Consider the following 13,608-nt stretch of genomic DNA (forward strand, 5'->3'; position numbering starts at 1 on the left):
CCGAGAAAAACATCACCCAGATCAGCCTGGTCGAGGTGGACTTGAATGCCCTGGAGCACAAAGGCGAGGTCTACCGCGCCAAGAGTCCGCTGGCCAAAGTGCCTGCGCTGGAGCTTGACGACGGCCGTGTGCTGACTGAAACCCGTGCCATTTGCACCTATCTGGAAGGCTTGTACCCCGAGCCCAACCTGATGGGCGATGGTTTTGAGGAGCGTGCCTTCATTGAAATGGCCGACCGCCGGGTGGAGTGGAGTTTGCTGCTGGGCATAGCCAACAGCGTGCGCCACACCCACCCTGGGCTGGCGGTGCTGGAGCAGCCGCAGTTTCCAGAGTTTGGTCGTTCGCAGGCGGACAAGGTGCATGAAGTTGCCGCCTGGTTTGATCAGCTGCTGATGCACCAGCCGTGGATGGCCGGTGAGCGCTTCACCATTGCCGACATTACTGCGTTTTGCGCCATTGACTTTGCCCGGCTGATGAAATTCAACCCTGGCCGACTGGGCTTGCAGGCGCTGCAAGCCTGGTTAGACCGGGTGGCTGGCAGACCCAGTGCCAAGGTCTGAACCCCACTTGACGCTGATCGCGCAAATAAACAGGACTGATGCAAAATTGCTCCAGCTAGGCGCCCCGACGCAGACAGTACAAGCGTACGGCAAGTCGGGGCAACAACGCTGGGGCGGTTTTGCATCAGTCCTGATAAAAAAAAGCCACCCGAAGGTGGCTTGTAAAGGTTCCCCCAAGGGGGAACGTCGTTGGAAACTTGATACCTATGACGACAGAACTCAGGTTCTTGTTGCTTCATGGCTGTGACAGCAGCTGGGATGAACTGTACCGGGCGCTGCAGCGCTTGGGTATCCCCCATTTGGGGGATTTTGAAGGTCATTTTGAGAAAACACGTGAAATGTGGGGCTTGCTCGATGCCCCCTGGTGTGTTAGCCAAGTCTTGATTCAGGTGTTGGTGTGGCTGCGGCAGGCAGCGGCAGCTCAATCACAAAGCTGGCACCTTGGCCGGGCAGGCTTTCACAGCTGGCGCGCCCGCCATGGCGCTCGGCAATGGATTTCACCAATGCCAGACCCAGCCCCACGCCGCCATCGCGCTCGGTGGCGCCGGGCAGGCGGTAAAACGGCTCAAAGATGCGCGCTTGCAGCTCGGCTGGCACGCCCGGGCCGTGGTCAGTGACGCGAATCACCGCCGTTTGCGCCACCCTGCTCAAGCCCAGCGTGATCTGACCCGCGCCGTGGCGGCGTGCGTTCTCCAGCAGGTTGCGCACAGCACGGCGCAGCAGCTTGGTCACGCCTTGCACGATGAGTTCGGTGCTGGGGCTGGGCACAAAGTCCAATTCGGCATTGACACGGGCGCATTCTTCTGCGGCCAGCCCCACCAGGTCGACCGACTCAATGGTGCCGAGGTCGGCCTCGCGGGCATCAAGCCGACTGGCCAACAAAATTTCTTCAATGAGTTGATCCAGTTCACTGATATTGCGGGCAATTTCATCGCGAAACGCCGAACTGGCATTCGGCCCCAGCAGCTCCAGCCCCATGCGGATGCGCGTCAAGGGCGAGCGCAGTTCGTGGGAGGCGTTGGCCAACAGCGATTTTTGAGACGCCAGCAGTGCCTCTTGGGCGTGCACCAGGGTTTCAATGTGTTCGGCGGCCTGGTTGAACCGTTTGGCCAAAAAAGCCACTTCATCTGTGCCAGACTCAGGCACGCGGGTGGCCAAATCACCGGCACCCCACTGCTGCACACCGGTCTGCAGGCGCTCCAGCCGTCGTGTCAGGGTGCGCACAATGGGGTAGGTGGCCAGTGCCACAGCCAACCCTACCCACACCAGCATCCAGGCAAAGCCAAACGGGGGTTTGCTCCAGACCGAGGCCGGGGCGCGCATCAGCCGCATGTGCATGGTTTGGCCGTCGTGCATGCGCACCACAAATTCTGGGGTGGGGGTGCCAGGCGTTGGTTCAGGGGATTCGGCTGCTGACGAGTTGGCCGCATCGCCTGCGCTGGGTGCGGCTGTTTCAGGGGCGGGAAACGCAGGCGGGGTGTTGTCCAAGGGCGCCGTCGCCATGCGCTCGCGCCACATGCGGCGGTGCATGGCTTGCTCAGAGGGGCTGACTGCATCCGGGTAGCGCATCGGTGGCTGACCGCGGCCAATGATTTGCCCGGCTTCGTTGCGCACCACCACGTCACGCAGGGGCGGCTCAGCCGCCAGCCGCCAGACCCAGCCCACCAGCAAAATCAGCACGGCCACCGTCAGCACCACGGCCAGCCAGATGCGCACATAGAGTTTGCTGAAAAAGCTGGTTTGCATGTCTTTGTTTGGGTGAAACGGACGACTAGTCTTGTTGACGCGCAAAGACATAGCCAACGCCACGCACGGTCACGATGCGTTTGGGGTTTTTGGCGTCAAGCTCAATGGCTGAGCGAATGCGCCCCATGTGCACGTCGATGGAGCGGTCAAAGGCTTCAAGCTCGCGCCCGCGCACGGCTTCCATGATTTGCTCACGCGTGAGCACCCGGCCGGCGCGCTCTGCCAAGGCCACCAGCAGGTCAAATTGGTAAGAGGTGAGCTCGCACAGCTGCCCGCCGACACGCACACTGCGGGCATTTCGGTCAATCTCCAGTGTGCCAAAGCGCAGCAAGGGGGTGTCGCTGGCCAAGGCACCTGCGGCACCTTCGCGGCGCAGCACGGCGCGAATGCGTGCCAGCAGTTCACGTGGCTCAAACGGCTTGGGCAGGTAATCGTCGGCACCCATTTCCAGCCCAATGATGCGATCCATGGGGTCGCCTTTGGCGGTGAGCATCAGCACCGGCGTGCGCGCCAGGGCACCCGGCAGGGCACGAATGCGGCGGCACACCTCCAGACCATCCAGGTCGGGCAACATCAGGTCAAGAATCACCAGGTTGGGGGCGCTGGATTGCAGGCGTGCCAGGCCGTCCAGCGCCGTGCCCGCATGCGCAAAGGTGTAGCCTGACGCGCCCAGGTAGGTGCCCACCATGTCGGCCAGGCGCGCATCGTCTTCAATCATCAGCAGCTGTGGGTTCATGGCACAAGTCTAGGGTTTGAGCGCATCCAAGTGATAAAGGGCAGGTAAAGTTGGGTAAACACCGGATTCAAAATAACTATTATTTAAATAGCTGCTCATGCTTATTTATCAAGCGCTACAGGCTGTTTTAGTCTTGAAGTCAAGGCCACCAGCAGCAACACCGGCAAGCCCAGCAAGGCGGTGGCTACAAAGAAGTTCATGTAACCAAACGCATCCACATAGCGGCCGGAGTAGCCCGCCAAGAATTTGGGCAGCAACAGCATCATGGAGCTGAACAGGGCGTATTGGGTGGCCGAGTAGTTGACGTTGGTCAGGCTCGACAGGTAGGCAATGAACGCGGCAGAGGCAATGCCGCTGGAGAGGTTGTCGGCCGAAATCACAAAAATCAGGCCATTCAGATCATGGCCGCGCGTGCTCAAGACCGCAAATAGCACATTGCTGGCTGCACTCAACACCGCGCCCAACATCAGCACCCGCATCACACCCAGGCGCATGGCCAGCACGCCGCCTACAAAAGCCCCCACCAGGGTCATGATGACGCCAAACACTTTGGTGACTGCGGCCACCTCGTCTTTGGTGTAACCCATGTCCACATAAAACGGGTTGGCCATGATGCCCATCACCACGTCGCTGATGCGGTAGGTGGCGATCAACGCCAAAATCAGCACGGCGTGCCAACGGTAGCGGGTTAAAAAATCAGCAAAAGGCTCAACCAGTGCGCCACGCAACCAGTCCAGTGCGCCTTTAGCGGGGGGCAGGCGGCGCGCCTGGGGCTCGCTGGAGAGCAGCACGGTGAGCACACCTGGCAACATGCTGGCCGCCATGATTTGGTAAGCCATCAGCCAGGCGTCGGGTTGGTAGCCGGTGCTGCCCGCCACTTCAGCCCGCGCCGCCAGCCACAGTGCACCGGCTCCAGCCCAGATCATGGCCAGGCGGTAACCGGTTTGGTAGGTGGCGGCCAGTGCGGCCTGGTGGTTGGCATCAGCCGACTCGATACGAAAGGCATCCAGCGCAATGTCTTGGGTTGCCGAGCCAAACGCGACCGCCAGCGCCGCCCACACCACCGGCTGCAAAGCCACGCGCGGGTCGTTGAACGACATGGCCACCAGTCCCAGCATGATGGCCGCTTGCGACAGCAGCAGCCAGCTGCGCCGGCGTCCCAGCCAGCGCGTCAACCACGGAATGGGCAGGCGGTCTACCAGCGGCGCCCAGACCCATTTGAAGGCGTAGGCCAGCCCGACCCAGCTGAGGTAGCCAATGGTGGTGCGGTCAATGCCGGCCTCGCGCAGCCAAAAGCTCAATGTGCCCAGCACCAACAGCAGCGGCAGCCCGGCGGAAAACCCAAGCGACAGCATCCGCAGTGAGGCGGGTTCCAGGTAAACCTTGAAGGCAGCAAGCCAAGGGTGGGAAGGGGGTAAGTCCTGATTTTGGGGTGTGAGCATTTAAGGATAATGCGGTGGATTGAATCAATTTGACCGTGAGACACGGATGGATTGCGACATTGCGTTAATTTATTGACAAGCTGATGTGAATATGGCGCTTGGATGTCTTGTATTTCATCTATAGTTTGCTCTCAAATTCAAACCAATTTCCTCCAAAAAAACTTGCCTTGTAGAGATGCGCTGTGGCGCACCTGTGTCGCACCTGTGGCAGTTCTGGCGGAGGTGGTTAGCCTTGTTCTTTTTTTCTAAACCTGCACAGTGTCACCTTCAAAAATTTAACCCCATGTTAGAACGCCATGATCAACAGCAGCTTTGAGACTTATTTTCGCCAACATCAGGTGTCGCACCAATGGCAGTTCATGCTGCAAGCGCTGGCGCAAGTGTTGCAGGGTGCTGAAGATACAGAGTCTCTGAAGGCGCTTTTTTTCAAAGTGGGTGAGCGCATGGCGCGCGAGATTGAGGGTGATTTTGCTACTGTGGAAACCTTGGCTGATTTGCAAGATCGCATCAACGTCCGTTGGAGCGAGTGGCACTGGGGTTGGGTTCATTTCAAAGAGCTCGAAGACGCCATTGGCATCGAACACCACGCAGCACCGCTGGCACAGGCGTTTGGTGAGGCCTCATTGCCATGGACGGTTGGCTTGTTGCAAGGGTTTTACCAAACCGTTTTTGAGGTGTTGGGTGCCGGCGATGCCATGCGGGTTGAGACGGTTTCCCATTCTGCAACCCCCATGGGTATTGTGTTGCGTTTTGGGTCTGCCCAGGTTTGAGCCCGCTAACTGACGACTGAAATTCACATATGACACCATCTAAAGACGGTTTGATGCCGATGTTCAAGTCACTGCGCCCCGACCAGTCCAAGCTGGCGCAAGCAGCAGATGTTTCGGCGCAAGAAGCCGCCCAAAAATGGCCGTTGTTTCGCGCCCTGGCACCGCGCTTGCCGGCACGTCCGCCAGCGCTTTCAACTGCTGAAAAGCAAAATTGGCTCAATCCCCAAGCGGCTTCTTTGGCACCAGAAGTCGCTCAGCCCCAGTTGGCGACTGGGCCTACCTTGAGCGACCAACTGGCGCAGGGCTTGAGCAAATTGGCCAAGCCCAAACAGACCAAGTCCAAACGGGTCACCCCACGGTCGGTTGCGAAATCGGTTAAGCCAATGGCCGAGCCCGTTGTGCCCCAAGTTCAATCTGACGCGCAGCAGCCGATGGAGCCGTTGGCGACAGTTGACACTGCGCCCGCGTCCCAGCAACCCACTGAGCACTTGACTCCCATCGCTACTGCGCCAACGCTTGCACAGACTCCACCTGTGTCAGCGGCATCGGTGGTCAAATCAGTGGCGAAAAAGTTGTTGACCAAAGCCGCGCCCAAGCAAGCTGAGCGAAAAACAATCACACCAGCACCAGCACCAGCACCAGCACCAGCACCAGCACGGGCTGCCGTCACGGTGACGCAAGCTGATCTTCACGCCAGGATGGCGCCACAAGCTGCTGCTCCTTTGTTGCCAGAGTCTGCACCTATCAAAGTCAGCCCCGCCAGCGAGGCACCTGCGGCGGACTCACTCATCAGTTTGTTTGGGTTGGAGTCGTTGATTTCCAATCCCTCAGCTCCTGCGGCCGCGCCAACAGCTGAGCTTAGGGATGAAGGCCAAGTTGAAGTTCAACCGCTGGCTGAATCCCGTCTCGAAGTTGATCCCGCCCAACACCCTGCAGAGCCAAGCGGGGTGTCGTTTGTTGATCCGTCGTTGCCAGCAACAGTTGCCCCGTCAGTGGTCTTTGAGGAAAGCCCCGCCAGTGCTTTGTTCACTGAATCAGCGCTGCCTGAACGTCATGAAGTGGTGCGTGCGCCTGCTTCAAGCGAGCCCTCAGATGCGGTTGTGTCGGCAGCTGAGGTGGTCAAACCCAAGCGTGTCCGCAAGAAACCTGCTCGTCCTGGCAATTCCGTACCGGTTGTAGAGCCAGCTGAAACCGTTGCCCCGTCAAAGGTGGTTAAACAAACTGATGTTTTTCAACCCACTGCACAACCGAGCGCAGAACCCACTAAACCAGCTGGCTCACTCAAATCCTTGTTCAATAAATTACAAAAGTCCTCGCCACCCGCTGCCTCAGCACCGGTCAAAACACCGGCTTTTTTGAATCGGTTGAATAAGAAATGAGCATCATCGGTGTGGTTTCCATGAAAGGTGGGGTGGGCAAAACCTCTACCTGTGCCAATTTAGCGGCTGCTTTAGGGGCTCAGCTGGGCGCTGGGCGTGTGAGCACGATTGACCTTGACCCACAAAACGCGTTGCATTGGCATTTTGGCTTGGTGGATCAGGACACGACCGGGGTTTGCGAGCAGTCTTTGACCGGTGGCAATTGGCGCAATGCCATGCTTCAGAGTGCGTATCAGGTGGCTTGTCTGCCTTATGGCAATGTGTCGGAAGCTGACCGCGAAGCCTTTGAAGGGATGCTCACCCAGTCGCCCCAATGGTTGGCCAGCCAGATCAAGGCTGCAGGATGGGGTAAAGAAGCGTGCGTCGTAGTTGACACGCCGCCGGGACCTTCGGTGTATCTCAAGCAGGTGTTTGACTGTGCCGACTTGGTGTTGATTGTGCTGCTGCCAGATGCTGGGTCGTATGCCACCATTCCTGACATGGAAATTTGGTTGGAAGACATGCTGGCTGCTCGGCCAAAGCTCAAGGTGTTTTATCTTTTGAACCAGATTGATCGCAGTGAAGCATTGAACCGCGATACGGCAGCGTTTTTGCGTCGTCAACTCAAACCACGCATGTGCCCAGTGGATATTCACAACGATGAGGCGGTGGCTGAGGCCCTGGCTTTTCAACAGCCGGTGTTGAGTTATGAGCCACATGGGCAAGCCAGTCATGACTTTACCCGGCTGGCTGCCTGGGCTCAGACTACGCTGAATCCATGACACCGCAGCAACTTTTGGCAGTTTGGCGGCAGCGCTGGGGCAAACCCAGTCCGCTGCTGCTGCAGCCTTATCTCAACGGGGGACTGGGCGACTGGGGTCGGCGCAGCAACGGTGTTGCCATTTTTTCAAATCCACTGTTTGTGGGGTTGGCTGTGGTGCTGTTTTTGGCTTTGAATGGGGTGTTGGTGAATGTGCCGTTCACGCCGGTCAATCACTGGTGGTTTTCAACCTGCGTGTTGGTGGTGTCGCTGTTCATTCGACCCTATCGGGGGAGTTTGATCACGCTGGTATTGACTGGCTTGGCTTGGCTGAGTGTGTTGCGCTATGTGTATTGGCGCTGGGATGCCACGCTGCAGCCAGCTTACAGCGTGGATTATTTTGTGGCTTTGGCGCTCTGGGTGATTGAGATCTATGGTGTCGTGTGGTGTGGGTTGGGCTTGCTGCAGGCGTTTGCACCCTTGCGGCGGGAAGCCCAGGACTTGCCAGAAAATGAGGCAACCTGGCCCTCTGTGAATCTTTTTGTGTCTGGCGCACAGGCTACCGAGCAGGAGGTGTTGCACAGCGTTGCAGCCATGAAACAGCTCAAGTGGTCGCAAGAAAAAATCGACTTGACCGTGTTGGATGACACAGACCGTGTCAACCTTCGGGTGGCGTTGGCTGAGTTGAATGTCACTTACCTGCCGTCATTAAATCCCGCGGACACCACGCTCAACCACCAAATCAACCGTGCCATCACCGACGCTGAAGGCGAGTTGGTCGTGGTGGTGCAAGCCGGACAGGCACCGCAGCCAGATGTTCTGTTGCAGAGCGTGGCTTGGTTGATGGAGGATGACCGGTTAGGGCTGCTGATGACACCGCACCATTTTTTATTGCCTGCATGTGATCAAAAGCAGTTCAAAACGCCGTTGTTATCGGACTGTGGTGCCGAGATATTGATCACGCGAGTGAGTTTGTTTTTGAAGGCGGGTGGTTTGCCAACGGGCGCGGCCAGTGACGACGATCATTTGCCACTCAGGATGCTCCAAGCAGGCGCCGGGCATGCATATTGGGTACGCGAAGCCCATTTACATGGATTGCTTCTGGAGCCTTTTGCCCAACGCTCATGGCGCGGACGCACGGCAGTGGCACACCTCAGACACACGTTAGGGTTTGGCCAACCTTTGTTGCGGTTGACGTTGTGGGCTGTTCCCTTGATTTATTTGCTGGGCGATGTGTTGCCGATGAAGGCATCGGTCTGGGTCTGGCTTGCCTATGTGACACCTGCGGTGTTGCAGGTGCTGGTGTTGTTGAGCCGCACCCCGTCCAGCGGTCAGTGGGATGCGATGGCGGTGGTGAAAGAAGCTTTGCTGGCGTTGTATGTGTGGGGTTTGACTTTGTTCACAGTGCTCTGGACCAGCTTGAAGACGAGTTTCTCTAGAACTGCTTCCAAGCCTGAGCACCTGTCTGGACAAGCCTTTGAATTGAATTTATTTGATTATTTGTCACTCCTGCTGCATGGGGTGGCTATTGTGGTGGCTGTGTCGTTGATGGGGCAGGCAGACCCGGCGCAACGTGCGACATTAGGGTTGTATTTGGTCTGGTCTGTGGCAATCGAATGGATGTTGATGGCCAAACTGGCAGTGGTCAAGGAGGCCGCTGAAGTGCTGCGCCAGCAACAGCGTTTGCAAGTGTTGCCGGCCATGCTGCGTTTGGCCAACAACCGCACCCTGTCTTGCCATACCCTTAATTTCCCAGCCACTGAGATGCGCTTGCAGTTGCCCGCAGCATTGACCGTGTCTGAAGGTCAGCGCCTGAAGCTGTCCATTTTTCACGAGCAAGAAGAGTTGGCTGTAGACGTTAAAGTGGTTTCACTGGTCGACACAGCGCTGACTGTGAAGTTAGAGCCGGTCTGGCAAAGTGTTTTTGAACGTTTTAGCCAAGCCGTTTTCGCACGTGGCGCGGATTGGCCTGCTTGGCTACCCAGCCAGCATGTGGATCAGTTGGTGCCGCCTTGGGTGCCCCAATTTTTTACGTGGCTGGGTTCCTTTTTTTCTCGGGCTGTGCCGCGAATGGCGCGTAAATCTGCTGCTCAAGTGGCAGGGAGTGGGCAAGATCAATGAAAGTAACAGAACTATGAAGCATCTCTCTGCGTGTGGCACAAGCCACATTCTTTCTTTGGCCGTGAAGGCATTGGTAGTCAGTTTGTCATGTGTGGCGCTGAGCACCACAGTGATGGCCAAACCCAAAAAAGCCAAAATCAAGCCCGTGATTGAAGAGGTGTTGACCACCAGTCCGGCCGTGCTTGCGCAGCAGCGGCTGGTGTCACTCAGCTTCAAGCAGTTAGGCGCCTGGTCTGCCGTGAACTTGAGGGGGACGGATGGTTCCAGAACCCTTGGCTTCAATGTGCGCGCGGATGAAATGGTGGTGGGAGCCAAGCTGAAGCTGCGTTATGACTATTCGCCCGCCTTGATTCCAGAGCTGAGCCATCTGCGCGTGCTGCTCAATGAGACCGTGGTGCAGGTGGAGGGGTTGCCAACAGGCCAGCACTTGGGCAACACGCGCGACATTGACCTTGATCCGCGCCTCATGGCTGACCAGAATTTTTTGCGCTTCAACCTCATTGGTCACTACACCCGTCAATGTGAAGACCCATTTCACACGTCGCTGTGGCTGACCTTGAGCGACTTGGGCAAGCTTGAACTGACCCTGGCACCGAAAGCCATGGTCAACGATCTGAAATTTTTGCCCGCGCCCTTTTTTGACCGTCGTGACGACGCCACGTTGAAGTTGCCATTTGTCTTCTCGAGCACGCCGTCCATGGGCACCATGAAAGCGGCTGGCATTGTGGCCTCGTGGTTTGGCATGCAGGCGGGTAACCGGGGGGCGCAGTTTCCGGTGTCTTTGAACGAATTGCCCAACGGCAATGCCGTGGTGTTTGTGCAAAGTGGTGAAAACATTGCAGGACTTGAGCATCCCAGTGGTGCCACCTTGAGCGTGGTCACGCACCCCAACAACCCATTGGCCAAATTGTTGTTGGTCACGGGCGGCAATGACGATGACATGTTGCGTGCAGCACGCGCGTTGGCATTGATCAGCAACACCTTGTCTGGGTCATCGGTGGCGGTTGCCAAAGAAACCGAGGCCACCCCCCGCAAGCCCTACGACGCACCCGCTTGGCTGCCGTCTGACCGCCCGGTGCGTTTTGGTGAGATTGCTCGCCCCGAAGAGCTGCGCACCCAAGGCTGGTACCCCGAGGTGATTCGCATGAATTACCGGGTGTCACCAGACTTGTTCACTTGGCGCACGCAAGGGGTTCCGCTCAACCTCAAATACCGATTCACCCACTTGCCGGAACACAAGGCCTCCAGTTTGAATGTCAGTTTGAACAATGATTTCATTCATGCCTTGCCGCTGAACATCCCTTTCAAAAATCCAGACGAGGTCAACCAGCTCAACCAGGTCGGCAGCGATAACGTCTCCAGACGCAACGACTTGCTGTTCATCCCCCCCTATGCAGTGGGTGGACGAGACCAATTGCAAATGGGGTACTACTTTGACTTGTTAAAGCATGGTGAATGTCAAAACATGCCACCCGACAACCTGGTGGGTGCCATTGACCCCGAGTCCACGCTGGACTTCAGCGGTTTTCCGCACTACGCAGCCATGCCTGATCTGGCTTATTTTGCCAACGTTGGGTTCCCGTTCACGCGCTTGGCTGATTTGGCTGAAACCGGTGTGGTGCTGCCGGATCGACCCAACACCCATGAACTGGGTGTGTACCTCGCACTGATGGGGCGCATGGGTGAGTCCACCGGCTACCCGGTGTTGCGTCATGCACTGGGAACCGCGGCTGATGTTGACAAAATGGCTGACCGCGACGTCATGGTGATTGGTTCAGCCAATAGCCAGGCCTTGCTCAGCAAATGGGCCGACAAACTGCCATTGGTTCAAATCAATGGCGAGCGCCGTGTGCGCGAGCCTGATGTCACATGGAAGCCCACTTACCGATGGGAGCAGCAAGACAACCAGTTCACCCCCACCCCGAAAGGCGACCTGAACCTCAACAGCGGCGGTGATCTGACCACGTTGATGGCCTTTGAGTCCCCCATGAAACCTGCACGCAGTGTGGTGCTGGTGCACGCAGATCGTCCTGGTGACTTGCAACGGGTCACCGATGTGCTCACCAACATGGAACGAATCAGCCAGATCAAGGGCGACTTGGTGGTGTTCAATGAAAAAGACCTCAACCACACCAAGGTCAGTGCCACGTATTACGTGGGTGCGTTGCCATTTATGAGCAAACTGAGATGGTTGTTTGCTGATCACCCCATGTGGGCTGGTTTGGTGGTGGTGTTGGCGAGTCTGTTATTGGCTGTGGCACTCTCGCAAACGCTCCGCAAAGTGTTTCACCGCCGCGGCACCTTGAAACTTTAAGCACATGCACACCATGCACATCATTGCGTTTATTTCAGGCAAAGGGGGGGTGGGCAAGAGCACCCTGGCGGCCAACATGGCCGTGGCGTTGTCGCAGCGCCAAAAACGAGTGCTGTTGATTGACCTTGACCCACAAAACGCTCAGCGAGTGCATCTGGGACTCAATCCTGATGAATACGCCGGGTTGTCACGTGAGGGGATTGCCCCAAGTTCGATTTTTGAGAGCCCCTTTGGCATCAGCTTCATCCCTTACGGGCGTGTCAGCGAGTCTGAATTGGAAGAGTTTGAGGCACAACTCAAAGGCCATCCTGACTGGCTGGCTCAGCATATTCAGGGGCTGAAAGAGCTGGCCTTTGACTATGTGGTGCTGGATACCCCACCGGGTCCTTCGGTGTATTTGCGTCAGGCATTGACGGTTGCTCACAAAGCCTTGGTGGTTTTGCTGGCCGATGCGGCTTCGTTTGCCACCATCGACAAAATCTCGACTTTGGTGGAGCAGTACACCGCTGACCGAACCGATTTTGAGGGCATGTATTTGCTGATCAACCAAATGCCCATTCACAGCAAATTGGGGCACCAAGTTCGTACCGCCCTATATGCCAACTATGCCGAGCAATTGGTGCCTGTGGCCATTCACCGCGACCCCAGGGTGTCACAGGCGCTGGCTTTTGAACGGCCGGTGTTGCACTATGAGCCGGGTTGCAAAGCCAGTCTTGACATTCAATACGTGGCTGAATGGTTGCTCAGCAGCACCCAAGACGCCTAGCCTCAAGCTGCAGGCAGGCGCTGCTGGTCATCAGCTTGCTGCTGGGCATGTCTTGTGCTGTGGCCAAGCCTTTGCAGGCCATGGGTTATTTGGCATGGTGGATGCCGCAAAGTTGGAAAAACTTGCCCATGCGCGAGCTTGACCGGCTGTTTTTCTTTGAGCTCAAAGTGGATGCCACGGGCACAGTGGTGGAGCGTCATGGCTGGCCTGAGCAATGGACAGAGTTGCAACAAGCGGCACAACAGCACCAACTTCCTCTTGATTTGACGCTCACACTGTTTGACTCGATCACCTTCAACCAGCTGTTCACCTCACCGCCAGCCGTTGCAAAAATGCTAGCGCAGTGCATCGAGCTGGCCAGTCATGCCCAGGTCAGCGGCTTGCAATTGGATGTTGAAATCTATGCCGGCGCCCAGGCCGCAGCTGTGACACGTTACCGTGAATTCCTGGTGCAACTCTCGCAACAACTTCACGCGCTGTCGCCTCGGCGCAGCGTCTCGGTGTTTATGCCGGTGCAAACTGACGCGGCGCTTTACGATGCCGCCAGTTTGCAAGGCATGGACTGGGTGGTGGCGCAAAGCTATGACACCCACTACAGCAGCAGCACCCATGCCGGCCCGGTGGCGCCGCTCAAAGGTGCGGATGTCTTGACTTGGGAAAGCGCTGCTTCCGAGGCGCTGGCGCTGGGTGTGGCCAAAGAGCGGCTGGTGTTGACGTTTCCGCTGTATGGCTATGAATGGCTGGTGGCAGACCGCAAGCTGCGCAGCGCCACCCAGCAGCCTGGGCAAACCACCACGTTTGCCGAGGTGGATGCTGCGGTCTTGCCGCAGCTGCGGGTCAACATCAGTCAACGTGTGGCGCAGTATGGCGCCAGCCACGACCCTTCCACAGGCTCAGCTTATTACAAATACACCAACGACCAAGGTCAGCCGGTGGAGGGCTGGTTTGAAGACTGGTGGTCACTCAAGCTGAAAACGGCGTTTGTCAAAACTGAAAAGCTCGCCGGCATGGCGTTTTTTGTCCTTGGGTACGACC

At 57.3% G+C, this 13,608-nt stretch carries 12 protein-coding genes; 9 read left to right on the forward strand and 3 right to left on the reverse strand.

Annotation, left to right across the window (positions count from 1 at the left end; all coding sequences use genetic code 11):
• The coding region (locus PHT20_RS15045) for a glutathione S-transferase family protein (protein WP_301021151.1) at window positions 1–560 on the forward strand (560 nt) is incomplete at its 5' end.
• 7 nt (window positions 561–567) lie between these two features.
• A complete protein-coding gene (locus PHT20_RS15050; RefSeq protein ID WP_300086271.1) occupies window positions 568–807 on the forward strand; it encodes a hypothetical protein in 240 nt (79 codons plus the stop codon).
• A 122-nt stretch (window positions 808–929) separates the two neighbouring features.
• On the opposite strand, the gene PHT20_RS15055 is transcribed toward PHT20_RS15050, so the two are convergent.
• The 3 genes from PHT20_RS15055 to PHT20_RS15065 all read right to left on the reverse strand — a co-directional run bounded on the left by PHT20_RS15055 (window position 930) and on the right by PHT20_RS15065 (window position 4,484).
• Complete coding sequence (locus PHT20_RS15055) at window positions 930–2,306, reverse strand: HAMP domain-containing sensor histidine kinase (protein ID WP_300086274.1); 1,377 nt, start codon at window positions 2,304–2,306, stop codon at window positions 930–932.
• Window positions 2,307–2,331: 25 nt separating this feature from the next.
• Complete coding sequence (locus tag PHT20_RS15060; RefSeq protein ID WP_300086277.1) at window positions 2,332–3,042, reverse strand: response regulator transcription factor; 711 nt, start codon at window positions 3,040–3,042, stop codon at window positions 2,332–2,334.
• A gap of 101 nt (window positions 3,043–3,143) precedes the next feature.
• Window positions 3,144–4,484, reverse strand: coding sequence for an MFS transporter (locus PHT20_RS15065; protein ID WP_301021152.1), 1,341 nt, complete (start codon window positions 4,482–4,484; stop codon window positions 3,144–3,146).
• Between the two features lie 296 nt (window positions 4,485–4,780).
• Here PHT20_RS15065 and PHT20_RS15070 point away from each other — a divergent pair, with 296 nt between their 5' ends.
• From PHT20_RS15070 to PHT20_RS15100, 7 genes are all read left to right on the forward strand, one after another.
• Window positions 4,781–5,254, forward strand: coding sequence for a cellulose synthase (locus PHT20_RS15070; protein WP_301021153.1), 474 nt, complete (start codon window positions 4,781–4,783; stop codon window positions 5,252–5,254).
• Between the two features lie 29 nt (window positions 5,255–5,283).
• Window positions 5,284–6,633, forward strand: a complete 1,350-nt coding sequence (locus PHT20_RS15075; RefSeq protein WP_301021154.1) for a hypothetical protein — start codon at window positions 5,284–5,286, stop codon at window positions 6,631–6,633.
• Window positions 6,630–7,394 carry a cellulose biosynthesis protein BcsQ gene (gene bcsQ / locus PHT20_RS15080; protein ID WP_301021155.1) on the forward strand — a complete coding sequence of 255 codons (765 nt, stop codon included), beginning with the start codon at window positions 6,630–6,632 and terminating at the stop codon, window positions 7,392–7,394. The genes PHT20_RS15075 and bcsQ (PHT20_RS15080) overlap by 4 nt, the downstream gene beginning before the upstream one ends.
• Entirely contained in the window at window positions 7,391–9,493 is a 2,103-nt protein-coding gene (locus tag PHT20_RS15085; protein ID WP_301021156.1) for a hypothetical protein, read from the forward strand. The genes bcsQ (PHT20_RS15080) and PHT20_RS15085 overlap by 4 nt, the downstream gene beginning before the upstream one ends.
• 112 nt (window positions 9,494–9,605) lie before the next feature.
• Window positions 9,606–11,807, forward strand: a complete 2,202-nt coding sequence (gene bcsB, locus PHT20_RS15090; protein WP_301021157.1) for a cellulose biosynthesis cyclic di-GMP-binding regulatory protein BcsB — start codon at window positions 9,606–9,608, stop codon at window positions 11,805–11,807.
• A gap of 13 nt (window positions 11,808–11,820) precedes the next feature.
• Window positions 11,821–12,573 carry a cellulose biosynthesis protein BcsQ gene (bcsQ, locus tag PHT20_RS15095; RefSeq protein ID WP_300088660.1) on the forward strand — a complete coding sequence of 251 codons (753 nt, stop codon included), beginning with the start codon at window positions 11,821–11,823 and terminating at the stop codon, window positions 12,571–12,573.
• A 47-nt stretch (window positions 12,574–12,620) separates the two neighbouring features.
• Window positions 12,621–13,608: glycosyl hydrolase family 18 protein (locus PHT20_RS15100; RefSeq protein ID WP_301021158.1), on the forward strand; the 988-nt coding region annotated here is incomplete at its 3' end.

The organism is Rhodoferax sp. (genome assembly GCF_028715765.1).
Lineage (GTDB): Bacteria > Pseudomonadota > Gammaproteobacteria > Burkholderiales > Burkholderiaceae_C > Rhodoferax.